The organism is Lederbergia sp. B243.17 (assembly GCF_057657925.1).
In genome coordinates this window covers 1-25,285 of record NZ_JBWBKF010000072.1, presented here as the reverse complement: position 1 = coordinate 25,285, position 25,285 = coordinate 1, and the positions used below count along the sequence as shown (strand labels likewise).

At 46.9% G+C, this 25,285-nt stretch carries 38 protein-coding genes and 1 riboswitch; of the genes, 8 read left to right on the top strand and 30 right to left on the bottom strand.

Annotated features, from left to right (window positions below):
* Positions 1-39 precede the first annotated feature (39 nt).
* The 18 genes from AC0TWI_RS13370 to AC0TWI_RS13285 form a co-directional block, all read right to left on the bottom strand.
* Positions 40-201: a DUF6011 domain-containing protein gene (locus AC0TWI_RS13370; protein ID WP_488126839.1), complete on the bottom strand. Its 162-nt coding sequence runs from the start codon at positions 199-201 to the stop codon at positions 40-42.
* Between the two features lie 12 nt (positions 202-213).
* Positions 214-447: a helix-turn-helix domain containing protein gene (locus AC0TWI_RS13365; protein ID WP_488126838.1), complete on the bottom strand. Its 234-nt coding sequence runs from the start codon at positions 445-447 to the stop codon at positions 214-216.
* The gene (locus AC0TWI_RS13360) at positions 437-1,054 is read right to left on the bottom strand and encodes a dUTP diphosphatase (RefSeq protein WP_488126837.1); all 618 of its coding nucleotides are present in this window, start codon (positions 1,052-1,054) and stop codon (positions 437-439) included. Before AC0TWI_RS13360 ends, AC0TWI_RS13365 begins: the two co-directional genes overlap by 11 nt.
* Before the next feature lie 5 nt (positions 1,055-1,059).
* The gene (locus AC0TWI_RS13355; protein ID WP_488126836.1) at positions 1,060-1,464 is read right to left on the bottom strand and encodes a hypothetical protein; all 405 of its coding nucleotides are present in this window, start codon (positions 1,462-1,464) and stop codon (positions 1,060-1,062) included.
* On the bottom strand, positions 1,461-1,856 hold the full coding sequence (locus AC0TWI_RS13350) for a YopX family protein (RefSeq protein WP_488126835.1): 396 nt from the start codon (positions 1,854-1,856) through the stop codon (positions 1,461-1,463). The genes AC0TWI_RS13355 and AC0TWI_RS13350 overlap by 4 nt, the downstream gene beginning before the upstream one ends.
* Positions 1,853-2,008 carry a hypothetical protein gene (locus AC0TWI_RS13345; protein ID WP_488126834.1) on the bottom strand — a complete coding sequence of 52 codons (156 nt, stop codon included), beginning with the start codon at positions 2,006-2,008 and terminating at the stop codon, positions 1,853-1,855. Before AC0TWI_RS13345 ends, AC0TWI_RS13350 begins: the two co-directional genes overlap by 4 nt.
* Positions 2,005-2,193, bottom strand: a complete 189-nt coding sequence (locus AC0TWI_RS13340; protein ID WP_488126833.1) for a hypothetical protein — start codon at positions 2,191-2,193, stop codon at positions 2,005-2,007. The genes AC0TWI_RS13345 and AC0TWI_RS13340 overlap by 4 nt, the downstream gene beginning before the upstream one ends.
* 2 nt (positions 2,194-2,195) lie before the next feature.
* Positions 2,196-2,993, bottom strand: coding sequence for an ATP-binding protein (locus AC0TWI_RS13335; protein ID WP_488126832.1), 798 nt, complete (start codon positions 2,991-2,993; stop codon positions 2,196-2,198).
* Positions 2,959-3,954, bottom strand: coding sequence for a hypothetical protein (locus AC0TWI_RS13330; RefSeq protein ID WP_488126831.1), 996 nt, complete (start codon positions 3,952-3,954; stop codon positions 2,959-2,961). Before AC0TWI_RS13330 ends, AC0TWI_RS13335 begins: the two co-directional genes overlap by 35 nt.
* Before the next feature lie 60 nt (positions 3,955-4,014).
* Entirely contained in the window at positions 4,015-4,872 is an 858-nt protein-coding gene (locus AC0TWI_RS13325) for a recombinase RecT (RefSeq protein WP_488126830.1), read from the bottom strand.
* An 11-nt stretch (positions 4,873-4,883) separates the two neighbouring features.
* Entirely contained in the window at positions 4,884-5,819 is a 936-nt protein-coding gene (locus AC0TWI_RS13320) for a YqaJ viral recombinase family nuclease (RefSeq protein WP_488126829.1), read from the bottom strand.
* Between the two features lie 80 nt (positions 5,820-5,899).
* Entirely contained in the window at positions 5,900-6,181 is a 282-nt protein-coding gene (locus tag AC0TWI_RS13315) for a YqaI family protein (RefSeq protein ID WP_488126828.1), read from the bottom strand.
* 282 nt (positions 6,182-6,463) lie between these two features.
* On the bottom strand, positions 6,464-6,751 hold the full coding sequence (locus tag AC0TWI_RS13310) for a hypothetical protein (protein WP_488126827.1): 288 nt from the start codon (positions 6,749-6,751) through the stop codon (positions 6,464-6,466).
* A complete protein-coding gene (locus tag AC0TWI_RS13305) occupies positions 6,739-7,005 on the bottom strand; it encodes a helix-turn-helix domain-containing protein (RefSeq protein WP_488126826.1) in 267 nt (88 codons plus the stop codon). Before AC0TWI_RS13305 ends, AC0TWI_RS13310 begins: the two co-directional genes overlap by 13 nt.
* An 80-nt stretch (positions 7,006-7,085) precedes the next feature.
* The gene (locus AC0TWI_RS13300) at positions 7,086-7,400 is read right to left on the bottom strand and encodes a DNA-binding protein (protein ID WP_488126825.1); all 315 of its coding nucleotides are present in this window, start codon (positions 7,398-7,400) and stop codon (positions 7,086-7,088) included.
* On the bottom strand, positions 7,401-8,108 hold the full coding sequence (locus tag AC0TWI_RS13295) for an antA/AntB antirepressor family protein (protein ID WP_488126824.1): 708 nt from the start codon (positions 8,106-8,108) through the stop codon (positions 7,401-7,403).
* Between the two features lie 190 nt (positions 8,109-8,298).
* The gene (locus AC0TWI_RS13290; RefSeq protein ID WP_488126823.1) at positions 8,299-8,571 is read right to left on the bottom strand and encodes a helix-turn-helix transcriptional regulator; all 273 of its coding nucleotides are present in this window, start codon (positions 8,569-8,571) and stop codon (positions 8,299-8,301) included.
* A complete protein-coding gene (locus AC0TWI_RS13285; protein ID WP_488126822.1) occupies positions 8,571-8,825 on the bottom strand; it encodes a helix-turn-helix domain-containing protein in 255 nt (84 codons plus the stop codon). The genes AC0TWI_RS13290 and AC0TWI_RS13285 overlap by 1 nt, the downstream gene beginning before the upstream one ends.
* A gap of 162 nt (positions 8,826-8,987) precedes the next feature.
* Between AC0TWI_RS13285 and AC0TWI_RS13280 the strand changes: the two genes are divergently transcribed.
* The 5 genes from AC0TWI_RS13280 (at position 8,988) to AC0TWI_RS13260 (ending at position 12,379) form a co-directional block, all read left to right on the top strand.
* Positions 8,988-9,344 carry a helix-turn-helix domain-containing protein gene (locus AC0TWI_RS13280; RefSeq protein WP_488126821.1) on the top strand — a complete coding sequence of 119 codons (357 nt, stop codon included), beginning with the start codon at positions 8,988-8,990 and terminating at the stop codon, positions 9,342-9,344.
* A 163-nt stretch (positions 9,345-9,507) separates the two neighbouring features.
* The gene (locus AC0TWI_RS13275) at positions 9,508-10,149 is read left to right on the top strand and encodes a hypothetical protein (protein ID WP_488126820.1); all 642 of its coding nucleotides are present in this window, start codon (positions 9,508-9,510) and stop codon (positions 10,147-10,149) included.
* 206 nt (positions 10,150-10,355) lie between these two features.
* A complete protein-coding gene (locus AC0TWI_RS13270) occupies positions 10,356-10,877 on the top strand; it encodes an ImmA/IrrE family metallo-endopeptidase (RefSeq protein ID WP_488126819.1) in 522 nt (173 codons plus the stop codon).
* Between the two features lies 1 nt (position 10,878).
* The gene (locus tag AC0TWI_RS13265; RefSeq protein WP_488126818.1) at positions 10,879-11,058 is read left to right on the top strand and encodes a hypothetical protein; all 180 of its coding nucleotides are present in this window, start codon (positions 10,879-10,881) and stop codon (positions 11,056-11,058) included.
* 106 nt (positions 11,059-11,164) lie between these two features.
* Positions 11,165-12,379, top strand: a complete 1,215-nt coding sequence (locus AC0TWI_RS13260; RefSeq protein ID WP_488126817.1) for a site-specific integrase — start codon at positions 11,165-11,167, stop codon at positions 12,377-12,379.
* 87 nt (positions 12,380-12,466) lie between these two features.
* On the opposite strand, the gene groL is transcribed toward AC0TWI_RS13260, so the two are convergent.
* Complete coding sequence (gene groL / locus AC0TWI_RS13255) at positions 12,467-14,101, bottom strand: chaperonin GroEL (protein WP_488126816.1); 1,635 nt, start codon at positions 14,099-14,101, stop codon at positions 12,467-12,469.
* 34 nt (positions 14,102-14,135) lie between these two features.
* Complete coding sequence (gene groES / locus AC0TWI_RS13250; RefSeq protein ID WP_488126815.1) at positions 14,136-14,423, bottom strand: co-chaperone GroES; 288 nt, start codon at positions 14,421-14,423, stop codon at positions 14,136-14,138.
* Positions 14,424-14,673: 250 nt separating this feature from the next.
* On the opposite strand from groES, the gene AC0TWI_RS13245 reads away from it, so the two are divergent.
* Together AC0TWI_RS13245 and AC0TWI_RS13240 are read left to right on the top strand one after the other, a co-directional pair.
* Positions 14,674-15,417 (top strand): CPBP family intramembrane glutamic endopeptidase, encoded by a 744-nt coding sequence (locus tag AC0TWI_RS13245; RefSeq protein WP_488126814.1) that lies wholly within the window; start codon positions 14,674-14,676, stop codon positions 15,415-15,417.
* Positions 15,414-15,608: a DUF4305 domain-containing protein gene (locus tag AC0TWI_RS13240; protein ID WP_488126813.1), complete on the top strand. Its 195-nt coding sequence runs from the start codon at positions 15,414-15,416 to the stop codon at positions 15,606-15,608. Before AC0TWI_RS13245 ends, AC0TWI_RS13240 begins: the two co-directional genes overlap by 4 nt.
* 8 nt (positions 15,609-15,616) lie before the next feature.
* On the opposite strand, the gene AC0TWI_RS13235 is transcribed toward AC0TWI_RS13240, so the two are convergent.
* The 10 genes from AC0TWI_RS13235 to moaC all read right to left on the bottom strand — a co-directional run bounded on the left by AC0TWI_RS13235 (position 15,617) and on the right by moaC (position 23,062).
* Positions 15,617-16,963 (bottom strand): LLM class flavin-dependent oxidoreductase, encoded by a 1,347-nt coding sequence (locus tag AC0TWI_RS13235; protein WP_488126812.1) that lies wholly within the window; start codon positions 16,961-16,963, stop codon positions 15,617-15,619.
* Between the two features lie 12 nt (positions 16,964-16,975).
* On the bottom strand, positions 16,976-17,821 hold the full coding sequence (locus AC0TWI_RS13230; RefSeq protein ID WP_488126811.1) for a MetQ/NlpA family ABC transporter substrate-binding protein: 846 nt from the start codon (positions 17,819-17,821) through the stop codon (positions 16,976-16,978).
* A 31-nt stretch (positions 17,822-17,852) separates the two neighbouring features.
* Entirely contained in the window at positions 17,853-18,665 is an 813-nt protein-coding gene (locus AC0TWI_RS13225) for a MetQ/NlpA family ABC transporter substrate-binding protein (protein WP_488126840.1), read from the bottom strand.
* A 2-nt stretch (positions 18,666-18,667) separates the two neighbouring features.
* Positions 18,668-19,207 (bottom strand): GNAT family N-acetyltransferase, encoded by a 540-nt coding sequence (locus AC0TWI_RS13220; RefSeq protein WP_488126810.1) that lies wholly within the window; start codon positions 19,205-19,207, stop codon positions 18,668-18,670.
* A complete protein-coding gene (locus AC0TWI_RS13215) occupies positions 19,204-20,220 on the bottom strand; it encodes an LLM class flavin-dependent oxidoreductase (protein ID WP_488126809.1) in 1,017 nt (338 codons plus the stop codon). Before AC0TWI_RS13215 ends, AC0TWI_RS13220 begins: the two co-directional genes overlap by 4 nt.
* Positions 20,221-20,322: 102 nt before the next feature.
* Positions 20,323-20,487 carry a YezD family protein gene (locus tag AC0TWI_RS13210; RefSeq protein WP_488126808.1) on the bottom strand — a complete coding sequence of 55 codons (165 nt, stop codon included), beginning with the start codon at positions 20,485-20,487 and terminating at the stop codon, positions 20,323-20,325.
* A gap of 73 nt (positions 20,488-20,560) precedes the next feature.
* Positions 20,561-20,667, bottom strand: a riboswitch (SAM riboswitch).
* A gap of 163 nt (positions 20,668-20,830) precedes the next feature.
* The gene (tatC, locus tag AC0TWI_RS13205; protein WP_488126807.1) at positions 20,831-21,586 is read right to left on the bottom strand and encodes a twin-arginine translocase subunit TatC; all 756 of its coding nucleotides are present in this window, start codon (positions 21,584-21,586) and stop codon (positions 20,831-20,833) included.
* Between the two features lie 15 nt (positions 21,587-21,601).
* The gene (locus AC0TWI_RS13200; RefSeq protein ID WP_488126806.1) at positions 21,602-21,778 is read right to left on the bottom strand and encodes a twin-arginine translocase TatA/TatE family subunit; all 177 of its coding nucleotides are present in this window, start codon (positions 21,776-21,778) and stop codon (positions 21,602-21,604) included.
* A gap of 65 nt (positions 21,779-21,843) precedes the next feature.
* Positions 21,844-22,518, bottom strand: a complete 675-nt coding sequence (locus AC0TWI_RS13195; protein WP_488126805.1) for a redox-sensing transcriptional repressor Rex — start codon at positions 22,516-22,518, stop codon at positions 21,844-21,846.
* Positions 22,519-22,573: 55 nt separating this feature from the next.
* Positions 22,574-23,062, bottom strand: a complete 489-nt coding sequence (moaC, locus tag AC0TWI_RS13190; RefSeq protein WP_488126804.1) for a cyclic pyranopterin monophosphate synthase MoaC — start codon at positions 23,060-23,062, stop codon at positions 22,574-22,576.
* A gap of 125 nt (positions 23,063-23,187) precedes the next feature.
* Between moaC and AC0TWI_RS13185 the strand changes: the two genes are divergently transcribed.
* Entirely contained in the window at positions 23,188-25,122 is a 1,935-nt protein-coding gene (locus AC0TWI_RS13185; RefSeq protein ID WP_488126803.1) for an ABC-F family ATP-binding cassette domain-containing protein, read from the top strand.
* The last annotated feature ends 163 nt before the right edge of the window (positions 25,123-25,285 follow it).

Below are 25,285 nucleotides of genomic sequence, written 5' to 3'. Positions count from 1 at the left end.
AAGACAATGCCATCCACTTCAATCTTGCGGTTCCGATATTTATTCCGCGGCTTCCTGGCCTTCCGGTACTCCTCCACACTCATCCGTTGCCCCATGCTGTTCATTCCTTTCCGCCAGAACCTTTTTATAACAGACCGGGCCGTATCCCCGGTCCCTGCTTTTACTGTCCTTCAATGGTCGTCCACATCTTCCGCACTCCATCCCATTCACTCCTCACGCCAGACCGAGCAGACCGCCCTGCCTTGGCTTTATTTTGCCTCGCATACCCAAGTCTAGGGCCAGCAGAAGAATCTCCTCCTGTGGCCTGCCGAATTGCTCCTCCATGTCTACCAAACTAGCACCCTGTGCCCACATGCAACGGAAGTCGAAGATCTGCTCCTCGTCCCAAAGGAAATTGAGTTCTTCCAGTGCAATGTAGGTCGGGCTTAAACTCTGCTCAATAGCCACTGGCCAATCTCTCATAATTCACTTTTTCTTTCTCAAAGTAGGCTTGCCAAATTTGATTCCAAGTGAAGCCCATGTGTTTTCCCAAACCAATGAAGTAAAGAAATATATCCTCGTAACTTTCTACTTCGTCATTTATTGCGAATTCAGAAATTGCGCTGAATGTGTTATTGAACTGCTTCACGATGTTGGCCTCTGTGTAGACAGCGAAATTCGATTCATGCAAATACTCAAATTCCACTTTATCGAAGCTCTTCTCTAATCCGATCGACAATATAAATTTCAAACAGTCTACATACTCTTCGAGTAGTAGGTTTTCTGTCCCCGTCCCCTGACAATTCTCGCAAACTTCTTCAACTTCACTATTTTCAGTTCCGATGAATGGATAACATACCGCCGATCCATTACAGTTCTTGCAAGGCACTTCGATTCTAGGCTTCCGGTCCTCACTCCAAAACTTCCATGACCGTTCTTCATTCGCCAATTCTCCAAGTTCAACTTGCAGAGAAAGGATTTTCCTAGGCAGCAGGTCCACCCCTTGCAGCCCCTTCGCCTCGACAACTGCACTATCAAACGCCGCCTGTGCTTCAAACATCTTCGCTAAGTTCATCACCTTCACCCCAATCCATGCCTGTTCATTTCAAGGCATCCTTGTTTCCATCGACTCTTGAGACCCCATGCTCTGCACTGGTTATGGAGCCTCGTTGGACTCATCCCCAACCGGACAGCCACATGATTGATTGCCCATCCCTGCTCCAGCAGGTACGCCACTTCATTTCTTGTTGCGTATTCACCTTTAGCAAAGATCGTCCTGACATACATACTTTCACGCGGATTCCGACGCAACTTTACTCGCCGGCGCTTTACCGTCAGGTCCTCGTATTCCATTCCGAGCAGACGGATCTGGTTGCAGGCGGAGCATTGTTTTGTGTCATGCACGCTTGTGCCATGCTTCTTCTCCAACACTCGTATTTCGTCCAGGATAGCCCTCTGCCGTGCTTTGATTTCTTGGAGAGTCATTCCGCCACCTCCAACAATTCCGGATTCTCATAGATGTTGCCGACGACTTCAATGTATTGATGCCTATTGAAGAACTCATGCGCGTTCCAAGTACCAAACATCCAACATCCATTTAAGAAAATGACTTGGTTTTCTGTTTTATAGTCGGAATAACTAATACCGGCTACAAAATCTCCCTCATAAATCTCCTTGCCGTTCTTGTCTTTTAAGCCTGTGTATTGCATCAGCTTGAAACATAACGTGCCAGGTACATTTCCTTCCGGATCCGGAAACTCCTTATCGAAAGCGAAGTCGAATAAATCCTCTCCTTCGTAACTAAGTGCCAGATTCTCCGGGAGCACCATTTTATTTTCTAATTCAAACCAAGCCCGAAACTTAATCTCCCTGCTCAATTCGCCACCGCCCTTGCCACTGCCAGCATGCTCCGTAGCGTGTGATAATCCAGTCCGTCCAACTGGCCCGTATCTTTTCCAAGCAGCTGCAGGTCCTGAATGATGGCCTGCCTTTCCGATTCACGCGATAGATTCACCTTTGCTCCGATCATGCCGCTACCTCCTTATCGATTTTGACTTCTCTTTCCAGAAGGGCGACGGCTTCATCAAACGTCAAACCCTCTTCCTCCATGACTTGACCAATCAGATCCGCAAACTGACGCTCCAGTTTTTCGCCGCCGAACATTTCCCAATGAACTACCGTGATAATGAGTTGATTCAGCAGGTATTTGCGCATAATCACATCGCTCCTTTTCTAAAGTTTTTCAGTCGATAATTTTCACCAGTTACCGTAACTGCCTTGCAATCTTTCACCATGCGTCCGAAATCTCGTTCACCGTACATTTGCATAAGTTCGGATCCACTGTAGTTCGAGGTGAAGATGGTGGACTTTCCGGCCCGGCCGTCGGTGATTTCAAAAATCTTCTGCTTTGACCAAGCCGTCCCTTGATCATCAGCATCTTCCCGTTCCGCACCCAAGTCATCGAAGATTAGCAAGTCTACTTTTTGAATCGCGCGTAATATATCAAGTTCAGTTTTTTCGCTGTTTTTGTTGTAAGTGCTTTTGATCATAGTCATCAGTCTTGGGATAGAAACGAACAGGCAGGTATGTTTCTTCCTGATAATCTCCTTTGAGATTGAGACCGCCAGATGGCTCTTGCCGACTCCTGTTCTGCCTGCAAAGACAAGACCGGTCTTTTTGTTGAAGCTGCCAACGTAACCCCGAGCTTCTTGAAGAGCAACCTTTTGGGATGCAGTATCCGGTATGTAATTCTCGAACGTTGCATCCTTTAAATCCTCGTTGATCAAACTCTCATTGCTGAAAAAGCGCATGATCTCGTTGACTTCCCGATTCTCAATGAGTGCTTCTGTCTGAGTTTTAACAATCAGGTCTTCTTGAGCGATTTCTTCACATCGAAAGCAAAACTCACGGCCGTTCTCAACCATCAGCTGGCGGTTGCAGGTCTGCTTTGTGACAACATCAATGTTTTCGCAACGATTCTTAGAAACCGAAATCGTATTTCTGGATTTCTTCATTGGGCTTAGATTCGACAGATGCAACAACTCGATCCCCGCCTTTCCGGTTTTTCAGTTTGATTAGTCCTCGTCTGGCTTCCGGCTCCTTAACATTGCGGAGGATGCCTAGGGTATAGGTCTCTTTCCGGTCGTCATAGTCCTCAATATGCTTCCAGAGAGAGTAATTGATTTGATCGGATGAATACTTTTGCAGCTTGTCGATAAAGTTCACAAGGATATTTGCCGATATGGTGCATGTCCTTCTCGTCAGTCGGATGCAGTCAAAGTAAGCAATAAAGATTTTCCTAGAGCAGCCATCCGGGAGAGCGTTGGTTCGCAGAGCGAAATCAACAAAGGTTTCGATCTCCTCGGTTGTGGTCAAGTTTTTGTTTTTCACAGGAGCCGAGGCCACGTACTCTTTTAATGTTTTATTGATGTTACTAATGCTGTTTATAAATGCTGTTATACTAATAAGTTGTTCATTCTCATGTACATCCTCTTGTGCATCCTGTTGTACATTCTCTTGTACATTTTCTTTTTTCGGCATGTCTTCACCCCTAGAGCCACAAGGCTTTTCGCTTTCATTCTCTTGTACATTCTCTTGTTCATCCTCATGTACATTCTGATGTTCATTCTCTTGTACATTTTTCAGGCTGCTTTTCCGGTAATTTTCGAGCTTCTGATAGTCTCCATAATGAGAAACAGTTACCAGAATCCCTCTCTTCTGCGGCAATGTAGCGAAGGAAATATAATCAGCCTCTTCCAAGCGCTCCAGGGAAGACTTGAGCATCCTCCGTGTCCATCCGACGTCTCGTTCTAAATCCGATAGGATGATGACTGTCTGACCAACCGCCAGGCTCTTATGATTCTCCTGGTAGTTCGCTCTGCTCAGGAGATATTGATAAATCATCTGATCTCGCAAGCAATTAAACTGCAATCGGGGCTGGACGACGAACCCCGATGCCTGTATCACATTTTCCATGTCCCCGATCGCTCCTCATTCAAAAACTTTGGTAACAAAGAGGTCTTACTGCCTCTCACGTCATATTGTTTCAGCTATCTCTTCCACGGATTTCTTCTGCGGCTTCTCCCCGGGCTGTTCAATCAATGCTTGATCGTCGTCATAAACGGAGTAGTCTGTCACATCGATGACATCGCTCATATCTTGGGCAAGTTCATTTTTCACAGTGGAATCAGCCTCAACCGATTTCTGCAGCTCAATGGATTTCGGCGCGTATTTCAGAACCTCTTTGAGGACCGTTTTTTTCGCCATAGCGTCATAGTTCGTTTTCCAAGGACTCGTCCAGCCCTTTTGCACGGCCTGGGAGAATTCCTGGGCATGCTGATCAATTCGTTCCCGCGTCCAGTAGACAAAATCATAACCGCCGTTCTGCAGGTGATAGACCGCATAGTAACCAACTGGCTCACCTGTCGGGACTGAGGCTGGCTTATGGATCAGGTCTTTCTTCAGCCCGTAATGAAATTCGAACTCGTCATTCTCATAAACTTCATGTGCGTAAATTGCTTTGTATTGTCCACTACGGACAGCCAGATCAATCAGACCCTTATACCCCAGCTGGAACTGAACTTGCTTGCCGTAAGGAATCAAGTACGCCTGCCCCAGCCCAGTGTTCGGCTCCACTCCTAACTGTGCGGATTGCATGATGGCCGCTAGGAAAGACGTCTGGTCACATTCAAGCAGCTTCGGTGTAGTACGTACTGCCGTCAAAGCAATTCGAGCAATCCGGTCTGCGTCCATGTGCTTCGGGAGGGCCCGCTGAATCTCCGGCCCCATTCGCTTAAGAAGTGCGTTCAGCGTCTGTTCAGGTGCAACTTGTTTTTGAACTCCACTGTTCGCTCTGTTTGCCAACTGTTTTTTCACATCAACATTAGTCGCCATTCGATTTCCTCCTATTTAACCGCAAACCTGCGGGAAGTTGATTGCTTGGTAAACTTGCGGTGAAGGTCCGGGTATTCCGCGGCAAAACGCTTGCTATCAAATCGATTCGACTTGACGGTTTTCCATGTAACAAGGCGCTCTCCGGCTATCCCCTTCTCGTTTTCACCCATCAGAGCCTTGATTTTGTTCTCATACTCCTTTTTCTGAGACTCCAGCTGTTTCAAGTCCTCACTCACTTGCTCCAATGCATCCAGATAAGTCTCGGCATCATTGGGCAACCGAATCTCTGTATTTGGTTCTGCTTCCGGGTACATCGCTTTGAGCAGGTCCACCGATGCATCTGATCCGTCAAACGCCGGTGGAATCTCTTTCAGCACATGCTCTTCCCAGAAATTCTTTTCGATATCGATAAGGTACTGGATCAGCTCCTCATCACGTTCCACCTTTTTGTAGATGAACGTGTTGCCGCCGATCAGTACGGCGATGTGCCACGCCTTATAGCCGGTAACTGCCATGTAGTGCTGGCATTGGAGCAGATAAGCTGCCGGGATCTCTTCGCCTTCCCAAAGGTCTTTCAGATATGCGGAAGCTGTTTTGCACTCTAAGCCTTCCTTACGGCCGATGATCAGCCGGTCCACGTTCGCCAGCATCCACTCGTGTTCTGGATGATGCAAAATTGCATTCCGGCGTCTTACCCTCAACCCTGTCCGTCTACTAAACTCCTGGGCGACAATGTCCTCCATGACGTTTCCCCAGTATGCGGCCTCTCCAGCCATATCTTCATCCGGTGCTTGTCCGACTTTATCGAGATACACTCCGATTGGAGATTTCCATTTGTTCAATCCGGCAATGGCAGCTGCGTCACTGCCGCCAATGCCATTCTTCCGTGCTTTCAGCCACTCTTCCCGGGACATGTCAACGGTCGTATACAAAACCTCTGCTTGCATGAACATCCTCCTATGGGATAAGATATAGGTAACTTATTTTTCTAGGTCACTTGACTCCCGACTGCCAATCGGGGGTCATTTTATTTTGCAATCGTAAACTTTGCATCGTAGTGCTCTTCCATGAACTTTTCGAAATTATGCGCTAGCACCGTCTCGCTCCCGATCTCGACGATCGCATCACCTTCCATGATCTCTTCGCCTGTCGCATCAACGCCCCAGTGATGTTCCTGGTACATATCCGGATATCCGTTGCGCTCGATCTGTGTGATGCTTGGATGCTCGATGTCGTATGGCATGTCTCTCACCTTCCTTCCGTATGTATTTGCCAACGAGTGAGCGCCGAACAGCCATGCAAAGCCCATTGCCGCTCACTTGTGGTTTGATGGATTAGGACCATCGCACCGGCCGAGATCAAAGGGAGGGTGGGTGAATGGCGTCGCCCACTCTCGACCGGTGCGACAGGCCCAAGCCTGTCTTGTATAGCAGCAGGGGGATGTGCTATACTTAAATCACCAATTACCAAGCAACAATTTGAGCAGCCACTCATTTTGTTGCTTTTTTCTTGTCTTCTTTCGAAAAAGCTCCGATCATGATTCCAACGGCTAAAGAGCCGGTCGATAACAGGAATGCTCCGAACAAATCCATTATTTTCGTCCCTCCCATCCAGGTACCAATGAAATGTTAATCCCTGCGGCTTTCATCCGTCTGACCAGTTCCAGTACGTTTTCCTGCTCGACTTTGTTGTTATGCAAACGCTCAAGCTCCCGGTACGACTTTGCCATGTCTTCTGCGGCGACTGCTGCTCCCCGGTAGTCTTCCATTTTGTTTGCAACTACCAAGCTGACTGAGCAATCCATGATGCACACGATCTCTTTTACTGCTTTATGGAGGTCTTGTTGTAAGAATTGGTTTTCCGTGTTCATAAACTCCATATGATAAATCCTCCGATCAACTGAGTTAAATTCTGTATTATGCTGATGCCGTCCATGCCGTAAAGGAAAGCCACGATCACTTCCGGTGCTTGTGTGACTTGCGCTATCCGCAGAAATGTCGGTATGTCCGGCAGCATCCGGTCATTCTCAAATTTGCTGATATCGGACTGGCTCACGAACAACTTTGCGGCCATGTCCTCCTGGCTCCACCCTCTTCTCTGTCTCAGCGCTCTGAATACTCCCCCAAACTCCATAATGCTCACCCCCCTTTTATTCAATTTTTGAATACTCATATATATAGGAAACAAGTAAACTAGGGTTAAGAGATTAGTAATCACATCACCCTGTACGGATATTTCATCTTCGGTGCATTTTTTTCCATCCAGTCGGTGTGTGAGTATATCCAGTCAAACAACAACTTTGTCGGTACTCTCGGATGTCCGAACTCTCGGTTAACGGGGAAGTCTGCCCTGTTGAATAGTTCTGCACACTTAGATTCGCCGATCCCTGTAAGTTCCATAAACTGCTTCCTGGTAAGCAATGGTGGCAGTTCATTTTGCTGTTGCAGGTGGGCTGTAGCTTGCTGGACCGTTTGGTTTATCATTTCCAATAGCCTGTCCTGTTCGATAACTACTAGGTTAGAAGTCATTCAGATAACCTCCTTTATCTGTTGCTCTTTGTTCAAACGGTTAATAATGTAAACTTGTCCTTTCGGCGTCACTCTGGTTGTCAGCCATGTAAATGCACCTTTGGAATTTTCTTTAACACCCTGTGTTATCTCGAAGTAACCGCGATCTACGTATTCTTGATAAGGTTCATTTTTATTGGCGAAAACTAACTTCCAATCTCTAAGCTTTTGCCAAAGTCTACGTTCGCCGATAATGGTTCCGTTTTTGGAACAGAGTTTTGCAACCTCTCGAACTAGCAAACTCTTATTGGACGTCATACAAGTTTCGGCGAACGCGACTAACGGTTGCTGCTGGTCAATCTGCGACTGCAGCTCAAGCATTTTTTTATCTGCATATTCTAGAGCACGTTTCATGATCGCTTCCGGACTATTCCAAAGTTTTTCTACTTGGATAAAATACTGTCTGGCTTTTCTACCTTTTTCGTTACGCTGAATCATTGATATTTCCTTTGCCATATCGAGTTTGATGTGATGGTCTTGTTTCGGGCGTCCACCAGTGCTTTCTAACATTTTTGTTATAAAGTCCTGACCCTCTGTAAATCCGTATTCGGTCATCCTTTCAAACCACATTGTGTATGGTGTAGAAACTGCTAAGAAATCATGCAATTCTCGTCCACTTACAATAATGTCACCTGATGGATCGTGGGTTGTTGCGATTAATTGATTCATTGTTTATCGCCTCCTATTCATCATTATAGAAATTGAGTAATTTCCAATTTGGGTTTCGCACAGCTTCAATTAGTCTTGATAAATAGGTTTCATTACCAACAAATGGCTTTTCTGTTTCACTTAGCTTCACTGGAATCCGTATTATTTGGTGTACTGGAAATTAGTTACGATATGCGTGTCAAGTCTTTTTTTAGAAATCCGGAATCAAAATTTCATACGGTACATCAAAAGTGTGTTGGAGCATCAGACAAACATCAGCGCTTGGAAGGAATCTTCCATTTTCGATATGAGATACCATTGATGTCGAGATCCCCAACAGCTCTGCTAGTTGACCTTGCGTGAGACCTTTATTTTTCCTTTCCAAGATCAACCGTTCGCGTTTTACGCTTTTGACGTTGCGGAATTCACTGCTTGAGGGTTGCACTTTCTTTCTGGATTTTGTTTTCTTGGCAGCCTTGCTCATTAGCTCACTTCCTTTTCGTTTGCCATTTTGGCAACTTTTTCTTCAAAAAAAAGATCGCTTATTTCAATCTCAAGGATATTCGCTACTTGTGCTAGAGTCTCAGCCGGAAACTTGCCTCTGCCAATCTCCAAGTAATAGTAGCCGTTTGCACTTTCGTAGCCTAAGAGTCTTGCCATTTCATCTAAAGACAATTTCTTCTGCTTGCGTAAAAACTTGATTTTTTCCAGATCAACCTTTTTAACAGTAGCAGTCAATTTTCTACACCTCCAATTTGCCATATCGGTAACTTTATATTCATATTACATTACCATTTTGGCAATGTCAACAACAAAATTACCTTTTTGGCAAAAATATTTTATTACCAATATGGTAAGTGGTAAGATAATGGTAAATAAACACTGAAGGGCGATAATCGTATGAGTGTATTGGGAAAACGAATTAAATTGCTCAGAGAGAAGAATGATTACTCCCAAAAAAGAGTAGCAGATGCTCTGGGGATTTCTAATGTTCAATTATCGAGATATGAATCCGGTGATAGGAAACCGGATCCGGAGATGCTTGCCCTCATTGCAGACTTTTATGGGGTCACAGTAGACTATCTACTCGGTCGTTCGGACACTCCTCACATGACTGCTGATCAAGAATTTATAGTTTTCGCAAATGACCCTGAGCTGCAACGCTGGTACAAGGAGTTGCCTCAGAGTGATGAAGAGGATATTCGCAGACTGCGTGATGTGTGGGAGATTATGAAGAGAGATGGAAAAGAAAAGTGAAAAACGCATGGTTCGAAAAGGCAGAGAAAACTTGCAAGACCAATAGTCATGCAATTTATCACCGAACAGCAAGTGGAGTATGAGTTCGAGTGATTTTTCCCCAGTATGTAGGTACATTTGCCGTGTTAAGTTGTTGAGAATATATCAATACAGGAGGAGAAACATGGGTGCATTGTTAGGAGTTATCGGAATCTTATCATTTATTGTTGGGGTTGTAGCACTTATAGTTTTCTGGATTACAAAAAAACCAAAAAAAATACCTTTAGTTTTATTAGTTGGAGGATTCGCGTTATTGATGGTTGGCTTTGCGATTGATCCGCCTGCAGAAACTGAAAAAGGCTCAAACGTTTCCCCTGCTAGTTCTAATAAAGCCCCGCAGGACGCGAAAAAGGCTGAAAAAGAAGGTAACACAAAGCAGCGAGAAACTAAAAAAGAGGAAAAACCAGCAGTTTCTAATGATGACAGCCTAAAAGAGAGTGATATTGACCAAGGTTCTCTTTCGGATTTGAAAGAGTCATTTAATGAACTGATCGCCAACTCTGAAGGAAGTATAATTTCAATCAAACCATATGATGATGATTGGAACCACGTTAGAGTGACGGTAAACAACGGAATGAAGCAGGACACGAAACCCGAGAAGCAAGCTCTCGCTGATAGTATAGGGCCAGAGGTAAAAAATCGGATAAATGGGTACATCGGAGATGGCGACCCTGATTTCGAACCGTTTATCACGTTCTCTTATGAAGACGGATCCACTATGGCTGAATCGGGGGTATTAGATCAGTCTGTCTACAAAGTTAAATAAAGTAAGTGATCTTATGTACTTTCTTGCCACTCAAACAGCAGCCCTTAGAGTAGATCTTCGTCTATAAAAAATCAGGAGTTCGAAGTAATTGTATAGATCACATGCAATCAGGTGTCGAATACACCTAATCCGCCTTGTAAAAGGCTTTTCTTTTAACCCCAACCCAGAACGTATGTTTTATTAACATGAACAAGTAGGTGAACATCATGTATCCATACAGTTATTTAGAAGATTTCATCCGCGACCAATACAAAAAAATCGGGATAAGTCGTCCTGAGCAATTGAAGTTGGACGATGTCGCAAGACGAATGAATATCATTGTTTACACTTTCGGTTGGCCAAGCGAAGCTGTATATGCAAACGGCCGGCAATACATCTATCTTAACCGTTATCTGACACCTGAACAGAAATGGCAAGAGTTCGGACATGAGTTGGGCCATATTTTACGCCATACAGGCAACCAAAAGAAATTGCACCCCCTCTTTGTAGAGCTGCAGGAGTGGCAGGCTGATAATTTTGCAATGCATTTTTGTATTCCGACGTTTATGCTGCAGCAAGTTCAGTTGCCAGACAGCAAGGTGGAGGCAGTCAAGGTAATCAGTGACACTTTTAACGTCGAAGCAAGCTTTGCAGCCAAGCGTCTGGATCAATGGTTGAGAAAACGCCAGGCGGAGTTTTATTTTCAGCGAATCGCTGAGAAGGAAACGGTATATATGGGGAGGAGATAAAATGAGCGACGGCATGAAGAAGATCATGAATTTGCAGAAGGTTGGAAAGATGGTGAAGGTGCCACTGATCTCGGAAATTAAGATCGTGGACGGCGAGTTGGTTTATGTGATTGAGGACTATATTGATACCCCGGCCGAATGGCTGGAGGACAAAGCGAAAGAGAAAAACAAGTTTCATTAACAGCAACTGAAAGGAGGCTTGATATGAGGCTGATCAAGAGACAGGTTAACCAGTATTTTCGGAGAGCATCTGAATCAGCAGTATTATATGGAAGGAGAAAGTAGACATGTATTGCGAAAAAATAACATTAAAGTCAGGGAAAATTAGTTGGATGTGTGTAGCTGATGGCCCGCCTGATCCTGTCACTGGGAAACGGAAGCAAATACCAAGGCGAGGGAAAACCAAAAGAGAGGCAATGGACCGTGTTAAGGAAGCACTTGATTCGCTAAAATATGATGGCATCGATCATAGAGTGGGCAAAAACATGAGGTTTGATGCTCTTGCAGAAGAGTGGCTCGCTACGTATGCGCTGACTGGCGTAAAGCGCAACACGATAAGAGTTAGGGAAAAGGAAATAAAAATATTGAATCGTTATATTGCAAAGGTTCCCATTGTTAACATCACCCACTCGGTATACCAAAAGATATTAAATGATTTGGCGCCGGATTACGCTCGGACGACTATCCAGGGAGTTAATATTACAGCTGGAATGATCTTTAGATATGCCGTTCGAGACAAAAAAATAAAGGATGACCCAACTGTCGGGGCGATTGTCCCTAAAAAAAGAAAGACGGTTGAAGAAATCAAAGAGAATCCAATTGACGAATCTTATTTAGAACATGAGGAACTGGAAGAGTTTCTTCTTGCTGTTCAAAAACATGGGCTGTATTTGGATTATGAAAGATTCTATACCTTGGTTTTTAGTGGAATGCGATCAGGAGAACTGTGCGCTTTGCAGAAAGATGATTTGCTTTTTGATGAAGGGATTATTCGGATTAACAAAACCTTATATAGCGAAACGAACAATATGAAACTATATGAATTGACCCCGCCAAAAACAGATGGATCGGTAAGGGATATTGATATGGAAAAACCGATCATGGATATGCTGCAAAGGCTTGTAAGAAGAAACGACAAATACAAATTGCAGTATCGCCATATGTATGATGATTATCACGATGAGAACTTTGTATTTTGCCGAGACAACGGTTATCCATTTGTGCCTAAGAATGTAACAGACAGAATGGCCCGTTTGGTTGAGAAAACGTCCATTAAGAAAAATGCCACTCCCCACATGCTGCGGCATACGTTTATCAGCATGCTGACGGAAGCGAAGGTGGATTTACCGACGATCATGCAAAAAGTCGGACACGAGGACATGGAGACAACCATGAAGATTTATACACACGTTACAAATAAAATGAAAAAAGATGCTTCCGACAAGATTGCAAACTTGTACGGAAACATCCTTGAAAACATCAATTTAAAACTTTCGCAGTAAAAATGTTATTTTTCCGTTATGTTTTGGTCAAATAACTAACTTAATACCGGGGAAAGCCTTGATGTATCAACCTTTTCGGGAGGTTAATTACATCATGCCGCCCATTCCACCCATACCGCCCATGTCAGGCATACCCATGCCTGCACCAGCTGGTTCTGGTTTGTCAGCGACGACTGCTTCAGTTGTAAGAAGCATGGAAGCGACGGATGCTGCGTTTTGAAGGGCGGAGCGTGTTACTTTTGTTGGGTCGACGATACCAGCGTCGATCATGTTGACCCATTCGTTCGTAGCGGCGTTGAAGCCGATGCCGAGCTCTTCTTTTTTCAGGCGCTCAACTACAACGGAACCTTCAAGGCCGGCGTTGTGTGCGATTTGGCGAACTGGCTCTTCGAGTGCACGAAGGACGATTTTGATGCCTGTGGCTACATCGCCTTCTGCTTCAACTGCTGTTACGCGGTTGAATACGTTCACGAGGGCAGTACCGCCGCCGGATACGATTCCTTCTTCAACTGCTGCGCGAGTTGCGTTCAAAGCGTCTTCGATGCGAAGTTTGCGCTCTTTCAGTTCTGTTTCAGTTGCTGCGCCGACTTTGATGACTGCTACGCCGCCAGCCAATTTCGCAAGGCGTTCCTGCAGCTTCTCTTTGTCGAATTCGGAAGTTGTTTCTTCCAGTTGAACGCGGATTTGGTTCACGCGTGCGGAAATGCTGGCAGAGTCGCCGTTTCCTTCAACGATTGTTGTGTTTTCTTTCGTTACAACAACTTTCGCTGCGCGGCCGAGTGAATCGATTGTTGCTGATTTCAGATCAAGGCCGATTTCTTCTGTGATGACTTCGCCGCCAGTCAGGATCGCGATGTCTTCAAGCATTGCTTTTCTGCGGTCGCCAAAGCCAGGAGCTTTAACAGCTACTGCATTGAATGTGCCGCGGAGTTTGTTCACAACCAATGTCGCCAATGCTTCGCCTTCAACGTCTTCAGCGATCATCAATAGCGGTTTGCCTTGTTGAACGACTTGCTCAAGCACAGGAAGGATTTCCTGGATGTTGGTGATTTTTTTGTCTGTGATCAAGATGTACGGGTTGTCCAGTACCGCTTCCATCTTGTCAGAGTCTGTCACCATATAAGGGGATGCATATCCACGGTCGAATTGCATACCTTCTACTACGTCAAGCTCAGTTGTGAAGCCTTTGGATTCTTCGATTGTGATGACGCCGTCGTTGCCTACGCGCTCCATTGCTTCTGCAATCAGCTGGCCGACTTCTTCGTCACCGGAAGAGATGGATGCAACTTGAGCGATCGATTCTTTGTCTTCGATTTGCTTGGAGATTGCATGCAATTCTTCAACAGCTGCAGCTACCGCTTTTTCGATACCTTTGCGGATGCCGACAGGGTTTGCGCCTGCAGTTACGTTTTTCAATCCTTCGCGGATCATCGCTTGAGCGAGGACCGTTGCAGTTGTTGTACCGTCACCTGCTACGTCATTTGTTTTGCTCGCTACTTCAGATACAAGCTTTGCACCCATGTTTTCGAATGCATCTTCGAATTCGATTTCTTTTGCAATGGTTACGCCATCATTTGTGATAAGCGGTGAACCGAATTTCTTTTCAAGAACGACATTGCGTCCTTTTGGTCCCAATGTTACTTTTACGGCATCAGCCAATTGGTCAACCCCGCGCAAGAGAGCACGGCGTGCATCTTCAGCGAATTTAATGTCTTTAGCCATGGAAAAAACCTCCTTCAGAATTTAAAAATGATAATTATTTGCCGATAACAGCAAGTATATCAGATTCACGCAGAATCAAATATTCAGTTCCTTGGTATTTCACTTCTGTGCCGGCATATTTAGAAAAAATGATGCTGTCTCCCACTGCCACCTCTAGTGCTACACGTTCACCGCTGTCCAGAACACGGCCTGTACCGACAGCAACAATCTTGCCTTCCTGCGGCTTTTCCTTCGCTGTATCCGGCAGCACGATACCGCTTGCTGTTTTCTCTTCTGATTCGACTAGCTCGATAATGACGCGATCACCTAATGGTTTTAACAAGTGAAACAACCTCCTTGAATAGATTATGTAGTTGGCTTATTAGCACTCTTTGCAGTTGAGTGCTAACACAATTATTATATTAAATAATTCCATTCCCATTTGCAAGTGCCATGCCTCATTTTTGCCCAAAAATCTTTTCGCCCTCTTTCGTCAAAATCCCGGGTGAAAGCCTTCCTGTTTGTTTCCTCTTACGTTTGCTAGTAAAATATAGAATGTCTGATGTCTGATCATAAAGGGGATTTTTTAATATATGAATAAAAAATACATCTATGTTGTCCTCGTGTATATTGCGATGCAGCTTTCCGCTTTTATCGGCATGCCGATACTATTTGCTATTGGGGTGGGGCCGCTCGGAGTTGGCGAGGATGCGATGAGACTTTACGCCCCCGGAATTTGGACCGTGTTCAGCTTCCTCGTCGGGCTTGTCATCATTTTGTTGATGCTGAAAAAAAGCGGGCCTGTAACAAAGTTGGATCATTCTGAGCCAAAATCGCTTGGCCTGTCCATCTTTTGGGGAATCGCAGGTATTTTCCTTGCATTCATTGCTCAGGCGATTGCCATTTCGATTGAGCAGCAGATCGGTATCGAGCCTGGCTCGGAAAATACTCAGGATTTGCTTGAAGCAGCCAAAGGCTTTCCATTATTGATTCTTGTCATATCAATCATCGGGCCAATTTTGGAGGAAATCGTCTTCCGCAAAGCGATATTCGGCATGCTATACAATCGATTCCCGTTCTGGGTTTCCGCTTTGATCAGTGCCGCTCTTTTCTCCGCTGCCCATCAAGAGTTCAAGAATTTCTTATTATATGCCGCCATGGGCTTCGTGTTTGCCTTTCTCTATGTGCATACGAAACGGATCATCGTACCGATTATCGCCCATGTGATGATGAATACGCTCGTTGTTGTATCACAGCTTTTACTGGCAGATAAGATTCAGGAATATCTCGAGAAAACGGAGAAAGCGTTCGTTTGGCTGGGAGGTCTCATCCAATGAGAGTATCCCCGCTGTTCACTGGATTCTTTTACCTGCTGCTTGGTGCCATTTTCACTGTGTTCGGCATCATTCAGGTACAGGCAAACGGCTGGACGTTTATCACCTATACACTCGCTTTCTTTGCCACGATTGATTTTGGTGTCGGCCTGAAGCTGGTCGGACTCCATTTTCGCCTTAAAAGAAGAAAATAAACCGCCGTTCAACTGCGAACGGCGGTTTTCTCATGCCGGTTGGCCGGATATGGCAAACCGAGATGCTCCCGGAGCGTGCTCCCCTCATACTCTGTGCGGAAAACGCCCCTGCTTTGCAAGATCGGTACGACCTTGTCGACAAAGTCGTCCAGATCCCTCGGCAGTAACGGGAACTGGAGCATGAAACCGTCTGCCGCCCTTTGGACAAACCATCTTTCCATTTCGTCCGCGACCTGTTCTGCCGTTCCGACGAAGGCATCGCGTCTTGCAGCGCCGAAGAAACGGGTGTACAGGTCGCCGACTTTCAGCTCTTCCTTATCGATGATTTCTTTCATTTCAAGGAACTGGCTCTGGATGCTGTTCACTTCCGGAAATACGACCTCTTTGGCCGGTGTGTCGAGGGAGTAGCCGGAAAAGTCCACATTGCCCATATAGCCCGAGACGAACTTCAAGCTTTCATAGGGATCGATCAGCCTCTGCAGCTCTTCGTATTTAGCGCAAGCTTCTTCCTCCGTCTCGCCGATGATCGGGGAAATTCCATGGAGAATATGAAGCGCCTCCTCTTTTCTCCCGATTTCGCCGAGTTGTGACTTGAGCTTGCGGTAAAAGGCTTTTGCCTCGTTGATGTTGTCCCAATGGGTAAAGACGACCTCCGCCGTGCGTGCGGCAAGTCTTTGGCCGGGAACCGAAGCCCCTGCCTGGATAATGACGGGCTGGCCTTGCTTCGACCGGGCAATGTTGAGCGGGCCCTTCACTTGAAAATGCTCGCCTCGGAAATGCAGTTCATGCAGCTTTTTTCGGTCGAAAAACCGGCCGCTTTCCTTGTCATATGGGAAGGCGTCGTCCTCCCACGAATCCCAAAGCCCTTTGACGACATCGACGAATTCCTCTGCCCGCTCATAGCGGCGGTCATGCTCCCAATGCTGTTCCCTGCTGAAGTTTTGCGCTGTTTCCCCAGTGGCATCCGCTGTCGTGACGACGTTCCAGCCGATCCGGCCGCCGCTTATATGGTCAGCCGAGGCAAATTGGCGGGCCAGCACATACGGTTCGCTATAGGTCGTCGATGCCGTGGCTCCCAGTCCGATTTTTTCCGTTGCGGCCGACAGGGCCGTAATGAGCACGACGGGATCGAAACGGTTCAGGATCTGCGGGTGGGATTCCTGATTGATCGCGAGACTGTCGGCGACAAAGGCCAGGTCGAATTTGCCTTTTTCTGCGGTTTGCGCTAAAGTTTGCAGCTCTTTGATATCAATGCTCGCTGCCGGGTTTGCCTCGGGATGGCACCAAGAGCTGACGTGCATCCCTGAGCCGATCAAGTACAGAGCGAGCTTGATCTGCCTTTTTCCATTTGCCATGTCCTTCTCCTCCTACTTTTTCGTATACGTGTCCTTGTATGTGCTCAATTCCACAAGGGTGATGAAGGTAGGCAAGTAATTGCCCTTGTATTCCTTCTCAATGAATTTCGCCGTCTTTTCCATTTGATAAATCTCAACGACCTGTTTCAGTCTTTTCTTATCTTTGTCTTCCTTTCTTGCAGCGATAATATTGATATAAGGTTTGGCTGTCTCGTTTTCATGGATGAGTGCATCCTTCAGCAGCAAGTCTGCTTCCATCGCCGTGCCATTATTGATGACAGCCGCTGCCGTATCTTCCATGACTCGAGGGGCGCTCGCTCCCTCTACAGGTACAATTTTGATGTTCTTCAAGTTTTCTTTAATTTTATCTTCTCCGCCAAACCCGTCAAAATCGTCGACAACCTTGATAAAACCTGCGTCCTGCAACAGAAGGAGTGCCCTTCCCCAGTTGGACATGTCATTCGGGACGGCAATCTGCGCACCTTCCGGGATACCGTCCAGTGATTTGTATTTAAAAGAATACAGACCGAGCGGGGCGATGACGGTCGTGCCGATCGGAACGAGTTCAGATCCGGTGCTTTCATTGAATGTATCCAAATAGGCGACATGCTGGAAGGCGTTCAAATCAATATCCCCATCCGCCAGAACCTGATTTGGATCAACCGCCGAGGAAAAGTTGACGACCTCAATGTCAATCCCCTCTTTTGCAGCTTCCTCCTTCAAATAATTCCATATTCTCAGCTGGTTGCTCCTGATCCCTACCTTGATTGGTTCGTCATCTGCCTTCGTTTCGCGATCCGAGCAGCCGCCCAGTGCCAGCAATGTTAATATCAAAATTGATAACATCCACTTTTTCAATGGTCTTGCTCCTCTCTCTTTCCTTGCTGTTTTAAAAAGCAGGAACGACGGCTCCCTCATATTTTTCCAGGATAAATTCCCTTACCTTCTCAGTCGTCAGTGCGGCAGCAAGCTTCTGGATCGCTTCGTCGTCCTTGTTATCCGGCCGAGAGACAAGAATATTAACGTATGGCGATTCATTCCCCTCGATGATCAATGCATCCTCCATCGGTTTGAATCCGCCTTCTAACGCATAATTCGTATTGATCGCCGCCGCTTCCACATCATCAAGGGAATGGACGAGTACAGCTGAATCGACGGGAACAAATTCAATGTTTTTCTCGTTTTTTACAATGTCCCCGAGCAGATAATCCCCGGATTTTTCCTTTAGTTCAATCACTTTATGGGCAGCCAGCAGTTCCAGAGCCCGGGAAAAGTTCACCGGATCCTTTGGCAATGAGACTTTCGCTCCTTCGGACAGGTCTTCTATCGAGTCGATTTCTTTTGAATAGACGCCGAACGGCTCAATATGAATGCCTTTTACTTCAACCAAATCCAGGCCGCTGTCCTTATTCACCTGGTTCAAGTACGGCGTATGCTGAAAGAAGTTGACATCCAGTTGGCCATCTGCTGTCTGCTGATTGATCTGAATGCCGTCGCTCACAATCGACACATCCAGCTTGATCCCTTCCTTTTCCAGCTCCAGCTCGATGAATTCCAGAATTTCCGCATGCGGCGTGGAGGAAGCGGCGATTTTCAGAACGGTCTCTTTGCCTTCCGCCGACGTCTCCTTCTTGGCAGCGGCACAGCCCCCCGTCACGCTTAATACGGCAACTAGCAACAGTCCAACAACACGGTTTTTCAATTTCATCTTTCTTCCCCCTTATTTTGAATGTCGTATCGATAACATTTGATCGGATAGTCACCGCCGGCAAGGTCATAGCACGGCTCACGCCGGTAACCGAAAGCTTCGTATAGTTTTACAGCCTTTTCCATCGTGTCGGTCGTATGCAGAAAAATACTCTTTTTACCGCACTCTTTTGCATGTTGTACCGCTGCAGTGAGGAGCTTTCTTGCGGCTCCCCCGCCCCGCGCATCCGGATGCACGCCGAGGAAGCGGATGATCGGGGAGTCGATTGTGAGCGGCCAGTCTCTATAGGCGATGTCAGACGAAGGGAACACCTGGATGCTTCCAACAATCCGACCCTCCTGCTCAGCGATAAACACGCGGCCCTCATCGGAGCGGCCGACAGACAGGACGAGCTCTTTTGCATACGCCGGCCACTTCTCCGGGCCGAATATCCGTTTGAACTGCCAGTAGCTCTCCAAAAGCATCCGCTGAACCTCTTGCCTTTCACCGATCGCCATTTCCCGGATCAAAACGGTATGCTCCACTGTGCTTTTCATATGAACACCTCTTCCTCTAAGAATGATTCCTTGCTTATCGGTTCTGGCCGTAACAGTTCAAACGATCGGTATCGTTCCGCCTCTCTGCGAATCGGTGTGTGAAGAATGAATTCATGGATACCGTAAGCGTGGTGCAGCCGGTCCAGCTCTGCCTTCACCTCCTCTGGCGATCCGGCAATCATTCCCGCTTCCAAGCTTTCCGTCTCAAACGGCTCCTTCGCCTGTTCTCCATAGGCAAGCACTTGTTCATAAGATTGGACGGTCAATCTTGCACTGTTTCGGGGTTTGATGGCGAACAGCCTGTTTTCCTCGGCAATTTTTTTCGCTTCCTTGCCGTCCGAGGCTGCCAGCACAGAAACGGCAGCGACGATTTTCCCTTCCGGGTAGCCTGCGGTATACGCGGAGACTGCTTCCTTCAGCACATCCTCACCGCCAGCAAGGAACTTCGCAAAAACGAGATTGACCTTTTCCTTTGCCGCCAATTCGGCGCTGGACGCACTGCCTCCGAGCAGGAAGATTTCCGGTTTAACGGTCGGCTGTGGATAAGCCTGGATTCCCGCAAGCCGATGGTCTTCTGCGACATTTTGGTCAACAAGCTGTTTTAAGAATGATAGTTTCTCTTCAAAGCTTGCACCGACTTGGCCATCGCGCAGTGCTTCGGTGGATAGCGGGAATCCCCCTGGCGATTTCCCAACTCCGAGATCCACTCTGCCAGGGGCAAGTGACGCCAAGACGTGAAAATTCTCGGCTACTTTATAAGGGCTGTAGTGCTGCAGCATGATTCCCCCTGCTCCGATTTTGATCGTGCTCGTGCGGGCGAGCAGATGGGCGATCAGCACCTCGGGGGATGAGCCGGCAATCCCCTTCATCTGATGATGCTCTGCCACCCAGAATCGGTCGTACCCCCATTCCTCTGCCTTCCTCGCAAGCCTCGTCGTCTTCTGCAATGCGTCCGCCCCTGTATCTCCGGGGAATACCGGGCTTTGATCCAGAATTCCTACTTTGTAGGTCATGGCTTCTCCCTCCTTTGAATGAAAAAAAGACATCTCACCACCTTTAATAAGGATGGGAAGATGCCTTTAGTTGTCTAATCGGCTCTCTTTATTTTTTGTGATTTACAATGATTTTCGTTCCTTTGCCTTGAGCGGGTACCGCTTTTTCTCCGTTGTCTCAATCTGAGTGATCTGCCCTTCGTGCACAGTGATGACAAGTGATCCATATTCGAGCTTTTGCAAGGCGGCCATAATGTCCTTCAGCACACTTGCCTTTTCAGTTGCCATTCGCATCCCTCCAAGTGTAAAAAAACCTCTTCTGAAAATAAGAAGAGGTTTGGGTCCATAAAAAAATGGTCTCTTCTTATCTTTCAGGCATTGCTCATACCTGCTGGAATTGGCACAGTACCTAATAGGTCTGCTGCCGAGGCTTCAAAGGGCCAGTCCCTCCACCTCTCTGGATAAGAAAACTCGTATTCAGTTGGCTGATGCTCTCCGTGTGGGAGTGACCTCATCTTACCCCAAGCAGAATCTTCCGTCAATAGGAAAAACAATAAGTTTTTTAAAATCCGATTGGTTTACTTGTATTTATCGCAAAAAAAACAGCGTCCCCTCTTCAGGACGCCGGTTTCTATTCTAGATTGGATTCACGTTTCCGTTGTTCTTCTGCAGCCAGCACTTTCCGGTAGCCGACTTTCGCCACACCAATGCTGATTTCATAAAGGATGAGCAGCGGCACCGTCACCATCATGTGGGAGACCACATCAGGCGGCGTAATGAAAGCTGCAATCACCAGCAGAATGAAATACGCGTATTTGCGCGTCCGGATCAAAAAGTCCGGTGTGATGATTCCGAGCCTCGTCAAGAAGAGCATGACGACAGGCAATTGGAACAATAGTCCGAACGGAAGTGTAATTTGAAACAAAAATTGGAAGTATTCATTGATGCCAATCGTCGTTTGGATGTCCATGTTGCCGGACAAACCGAGCATAAACTTGATGACGAACGGAAACAGGACAAAATATGAAAAGGCAACCCCTGCGATAAAAAGGAGAAATGCAAACGGGATATAGGCTAATGTTGCCCTCCGCTCCTTTTCCAGCAGACCGGGAGAAATGAATGACCATAGCTGGTACAAAATAACCGGTGATGTCAAAATGATTCCCATGACAAATACCATTTTCATATAAACTTTGAACGGATCGGTTACCCGAAATGCGTTCATCGTCAGCTCACTTGCTATGTCCGCATTCTGGACGATGCGGATCAGCGGCTGTGCAAAAAAGAAACTGGCGATTACTGCCAATACGAAGAAAACGACTATGATGATCAGCCGTTTTCGCAGTTCGCCTATATGTTCAAAAATCGTCATTTCATTCTGACTCATAGTTGTTTCATCCTATCATTGGCCGGCGTCTTTTTTGTCCTTCTCATCATCTTCACCCAGGCCCTTTGTTGCGTTCTTAAACTCACGCAGCGTATTGCCGGCAGCCTTGCCAAGCTCAGGTAATTTTTTCGGGCCAAAAATCAATATTGCGACAAATGCAATGATCATCAAGCTTCCTGCACCTGCTCCCATTGCGCCCACCTCCTTCTAATAGATATAGTGTAACGGAAAACAAGCCTTTTGGCTATCTGCAGTTTTTATATATCCTGTGAATTTTCCGTGTCGCCGCTCTCTTCATTCGTATAGTTTTTCAAGAAGTAGATGAGCGACTGCAGTTCGACTGCCAAATCAATGTGGTGCACCCGAATCGATGGCGGCACCGACAGCCTCGCTGGCGTGAAATTAAGAATTCCTTTTACATTCGTGTTCCTCAGCCTGTCGGTAATCGGCTGCGCTGAACTCGCCGGCACGGTCAGGATGACAGCAGAGACATCCTCCCGGACCAGTTCCTTCTCAAGATCGTCCAGGTCAAAAATCGGCACCCCGCTGATCTTCTTTCCGACCTTATCCTTATCGACATCAAAAGCCATCGAAATCTTCGTGCTGTTGTTCTTTTGGAAATTGTAGTTCAGAAATGCCGTCCCCAGGTTTCCGACTCCGATCAATGCCACTTTGGCGATTTCATCCTGATCGAGGGTCTTCCGGAAAAAGGAGAGCAGATAGTTTACATTATACCCATAGCCCTTTTTTCCAAGCGCTCCGAAATAGGAAAAATCCCGGCGGATCGTTGCAGAGTCGACCTTAACAGCTTCGCTCAGCTCTGCCGACGAAACACGCTGCTTTCCAGAAGCATGCAGATTTTTCAAGAACCGGTAATAGAGCGGCAGCCGCTTCGCCGTTGCCTGCGGGATTTTCGTCTGTTCGTCATTCATTTATTTTTCCTCCAAAAAGCCAAAGGATTCCTTGCCTGCTGCAAAGAACCGACTGTCAGATTTGGCGCTGATAATCTTTTCCGGTCGAGCCGCCCGTTTTTTCAATCAAAAATGTTGGACCAATGACCATTCCTTTGTCGATCGCCTTGCACATGTCGTACACTGTCAGGGCTGCTGCCGATACAGCGGTCAGGGCTTCCATCTCCACGCCCGTTTTGCCGAACGTCTTGACGGCTCCGCGGATGAGAAGACGCCAAGACATGTCACCCTTCACCCATTCAAAAGAGATGTCGATCCCTTTGAGCGGAATGGGATGGCACATTGGGATGATGTCCCATGTCTTCTTGGCGGCCATAATGCCCGCCACTTGAGCGACAGCCAGTACATCGCCCTTCTTGATTTCCCCTGCCTGTATATGTCTATATATTTGTTCATTCACTTCTATGCTTGACTGGGCGATTGCCGTCCGGACTGTATCCGGTTTCGAACTGACGTCGACCATTTTCGCCCGGCCTTCTTCGTTGAAATGCGTCAATTTGTCCACAGCCAACACCTCCTTTCTATCATACACTATTTCCCCCGACCTGTCTTTTCCTGACCGAAAAAGGCGATGATTGCCGAGAATGGTGGAAATACGGTACACTTGCTATGAAACTAGAGGTGAAAATTATGATGCTTCTTCAGGTGCAGCAATTAACAAAATACTTTGGTGCTGAACTGATTTTATCAAATATAAAAATGGAAATTCAGCTCCGCGACCGGATTGCCCTTGTGGGTCGCAACGGGGCGGGCAAGTCGACCTTGCTGAAAATGATTGCCGGGCAGCTCTCCTATGACGGCGGGAACATCATTAAGCCGAACGAGGTGACCATCGGCTATCTGGCACAGGACAACGGCCTGGAATCTTCCCTATCGATCTGGGATGAGATGCTGACGGTCTTTGAGAATCTTCGCAGCATGGAAAAGAACATTCGCAGGATCGAGCTTGACCTGTCCAACCCGTCGATCTATGAAGATGCCGGGCAATATGAGAAGCTGCTCGCAGAATATGATAAATTGCAAGTGACCTTCAAGGATGCGGGCGGCTACCAATACGAATCGGATATCCGCTCGGTCCTCCACGGCCTCCGCTTCTATCAGGAAGATTACGGGATGCAGATCTCGTCCTTGAGCGGCGGGCAGAAAACACGCCTTGCCCTTGCCAAGCTGTTGCTGACGAAACCCGATGTACTGATTTTGGACGAGCCGACGAACCATCTCGACATCGAAACGCTCTCCTGGCTTGAGCAGTATTTGCAAAGCTACGCAGGCGCAATCCTAATTGTTTCCCACGACCGCTATTTTCTCGACAAAGTGGTGACACAGGTTTATGAATTGTCCCGCCACCACGTCAAAAAGTTCCATGGCAACTACAGCAAATACCTGGAACAGAAAGCGGAAAATTTTGAGCGGGAAATGAAGCTGTATGAAAAGCAGCAGGATGAAGTTGCGAAAATGCAGGAATTCATTCAACGGAATCTCGTTCGTGCGTCAACGACAAAACGGGCACAAAGCCGGCGGAAACGGCTGGAGAAGATGGAACTGATGGACAGGCCGGCCGGCGGGGAAAAGTCGGCCACTTTCTCTTTTGGAATCGAACGGCAGAGCGGGAACGATGTCATGAGGGTGGAGGATGCAGCGATCGGATACGGGGAGGAATTGTTGGCGAAGGGAGTTAATTTTTCCATCACCCGCGGCGACAGTATCGCGCTTGTCGGGCCGAACGGTGTCGGAAAATCAACACTTCTCAAGACGATTCTCGGCAAACTGCCGCTGCTTTCCGGTCACATCCGCAAAGGAACGAACGTGTCAATCGGTTATTATGATCAGGAGCAGGCCAACCTCTCATCGAATAAATCGGTACTTCAGGAATTATGGGACCGCTATCCGTTGAAGGAAGAGAAAGTGATCCGGACCGTTCTCGGCAACTTCCTTTTCAGCGGAGATGACGTGCTTAAAACCGTCTCAACGTTGAGCGGCGGGGAAAAAGCACGGCTCGCCCTCTCGATTTTGATGCTTGAGCAGGCCAATGTCCTTATTCTTGATGAGCCGACAAACCATTTGGACCTTGATAGTAAAGAAGTGTTGGAAAATGCGCTTGTCGATTACCCGGGCACAATCTTGTTCGTCTCCCATGACCGTTACTTTATCAACAGGATTGCCACGAAAGTGCTCGAGCTCTCCCCTGACAGCACAACCGAATATCTTGGGGACTATGACTACTATGTGGAAAAGAAGGAAGAAACATTAGAGCTGGCAAGGCTTGCCGCTGAAGCGAAAAAAGGGGCGGCAACAGAAAACGTCCCGGCAGCGAACAAACAGTCCTACCAGTTGGATAAAGAGCAGAAGAAACTCGAACGCCAGAGGAAACGAAGAATCGAAGAGATCGAAGGACTGCTGGAAGAGCTGGAGGGCCAGGTCGCGGAACATGAACAGACACTCTGCGAGCCGGACATTTTTGAAGACCATGAGAAAGTAATAGAGCTGCAGCAGACGATTGACGCCCTTCAGGAGAAGATCAGTGTTTTAATGGATGAATGGGCGGAGTTATCAGAGGACGAATAAATGAAAAGGAAGGAGGGCAGCGGTAAAGTGGTACCTGTAGGTAGGACACTCGAAAAAAAGAGTGTTCAACCTGCAGGTGCTTTTTATATACTTGAAATTAAGAATATGGGATTAGGGGATAACATGAGCAAAGTAACTTTTTCGTCCGAACAGGTAAGTGCAC

Bases quoted from the DNA above. Each gene is read 5' to 3' on its own strand.
- AC0TWI_RS13370 (WP_488126839.1), bottom strand. From the start codon at position 201: ATGGAGTGCGGAAGATGTGGACGACCATTGAAGGACAGTAAAAGCAGG.
- AC0TWI_RS13360 (WP_488126837.1), bottom strand. From the start codon at position 1,054: ATGAACTTAGCGAAGATGTTTGAAGCACAGGCGGCGTTTGATAGTGCA.
- AC0TWI_RS13355 (WP_488126836.1), bottom strand. From the start codon at position 1,464: ATGACTCTCCAAGAAATCAAAGCACGGCAGAGGGCTATCCTGGACGAA.
- AC0TWI_RS13345 (WP_488126834.1), bottom strand. From the start codon at position 2,008: ATGATCGGAGCAAAGGTGAATCTATCGCGTGAATCGGAAAGGCAGGCC.
- AC0TWI_RS13340 (WP_488126833.1), bottom strand. From the start codon at position 2,193: ATGCGCAAATACCTGCTGAATCAACTCATTATCACGGTAGTTCATTGG.
- AC0TWI_RS13335 (WP_488126832.1), bottom strand. From the start codon at position 2,993: ATGAAGAAATCCAGAAATACGATTTCGGTTTCTAAGAATCGTTGCGAA.
- AC0TWI_RS13330 (WP_488126831.1), bottom strand. From the start codon at position 3,954: ATGGAAAATGTGATACAGGCATCGGGGTTCGTCGTCCAGCCCCGATTG.
- AC0TWI_RS13325 (WP_488126830.1), bottom strand. From the start codon at position 4,872: ATGGCGACTAATGTTGATGTGAAAAAACAGTTGGCAAACAGAGCGAAC.
- AC0TWI_RS13320 (WP_488126829.1), bottom strand. From the start codon at position 5,819: ATGCAAGCAGAGGTTTTGTATACGACCGTTGACATGTCCCGGGAAGAG.
- AC0TWI_RS13315 (WP_488126828.1), bottom strand. From the start codon at position 6,181: ATGGGCTTTGCATGGCTGTTCGGCGCTCACTCGTTGGCAAATACATAC.
- AC0TWI_RS13310 (WP_488126827.1), bottom strand. From the start codon at position 6,751: ATGGAGTTTATGAACACGGAAAACCAATTCTTACAACAAGACCTCCAT.
- AC0TWI_RS13305 (WP_488126826.1), bottom strand. From the start codon at position 7,005: ATGGAGTTTGGGGGAGTATTCAGAGCGCTGAGACAGAGAAGAGGGTGG.
- AC0TWI_RS13300 (WP_488126825.1), bottom strand. From the start codon at position 7,400: ATGACTTCTAACCTAGTAGTTATCGAACAGGACAGGCTATTGGAAATG.
- AC0TWI_RS13295 (WP_488126824.1), bottom strand. From the start codon at position 8,108: ATGAATCAATTAATCGCAACAACCCACGATCCATCAGGTGACATTATT.
- AC0TWI_RS13290 (WP_488126823.1), bottom strand. From the start codon at position 8,571: ATGAGCAAGGCTGCCAAGAAAACAAAATCCAGAAAGAAAGTGCAACCC.
- AC0TWI_RS13280 (WP_488126821.1), top strand. From the start codon at position 8,988: ATGAGTGTATTGGGAAAACGAATTAAATTGCTCAGAGAGAAGAATGAT.
- AC0TWI_RS13275 (WP_488126820.1), top strand. From the start codon at position 9,508: ATGGGTGCATTGTTAGGAGTTATCGGAATCTTATCATTTATTGTTGGG.
- AC0TWI_RS13270 (WP_488126819.1), top strand. From the start codon at position 10,356: ATGTATCCATACAGTTATTTAGAAGATTTCATCCGCGACCAATACAAA.
- AC0TWI_RS13265 (WP_488126818.1), top strand. From the start codon at position 10,879: ATGAGCGACGGCATGAAGAAGATCATGAATTTGCAGAAGGTTGGAAAG.
- AC0TWI_RS13260 (WP_488126817.1), top strand. From the start codon at position 11,165: ATGTATTGCGAAAAAATAACATTAAAGTCAGGGAAAATTAGTTGGATG.
- groL (WP_488126816.1), bottom strand. From the start codon at position 14,101: ATGGCTAAAGACATTAAATTCGCTGAAGATGCACGCCGTGCTCTCTTG.
- AC0TWI_RS13245 (WP_488126814.1), top strand. From the start codon at position 14,674: ATGAATAAAAAATACATCTATGTTGTCCTCGTGTATATTGCGATGCAG.
- AC0TWI_RS13240 (WP_488126813.1), top strand. From the start codon at position 15,414: ATGAGAGTATCCCCGCTGTTCACTGGATTCTTTTACCTGCTGCTTGGT.
- AC0TWI_RS13235 (WP_488126812.1), bottom strand. From the start codon at position 16,963: ATGGCAAATGGAAAAAGGCAGATCAAGCTCGCTCTGTACTTGATCGGC.
- AC0TWI_RS13220 (WP_488126810.1), bottom strand. From the start codon at position 19,207: ATGAAAAGCACAGTGGAGCATACCGTTTTGATCCGGGAAATGGCGATC.
- AC0TWI_RS13215 (WP_488126809.1), bottom strand. From the start codon at position 20,220: ATGACCTACAAAGTAGGAATTCTGGATCAAAGCCCGGTATTCCCCGGA.
- AC0TWI_RS13210 (WP_488126808.1), bottom strand. From the start codon at position 20,487: ATGGCAACTGAAAAGGCAAGTGTGCTGAAGGACATTATGGCCGCCTTG.
- tatC (WP_488126807.1), bottom strand. From the start codon at position 21,586: ATGAGTCAGAATGAAATGACGATTTTTGAACATATAGGCGAACTGCGA.
- AC0TWI_RS13200 (WP_488126806.1), bottom strand. From the start codon at position 21,778: ATGGGAGCAGGTGCAGGAAGCTTGATGATCATTGCATTTGTCGCAATA.
- AC0TWI_RS13195 (WP_488126805.1), bottom strand. From the start codon at position 22,518: ATGAATGACGAACAGACGAAAATCCCGCAGGCAACGGCGAAGCGGCTG.
- AC0TWI_RS13185 (WP_488126803.1), top strand. From the start codon at position 23,188: ATGATGCTTCTTCAGGTGCAGCAATTAACAAAATACTTTGGTGCTGAA.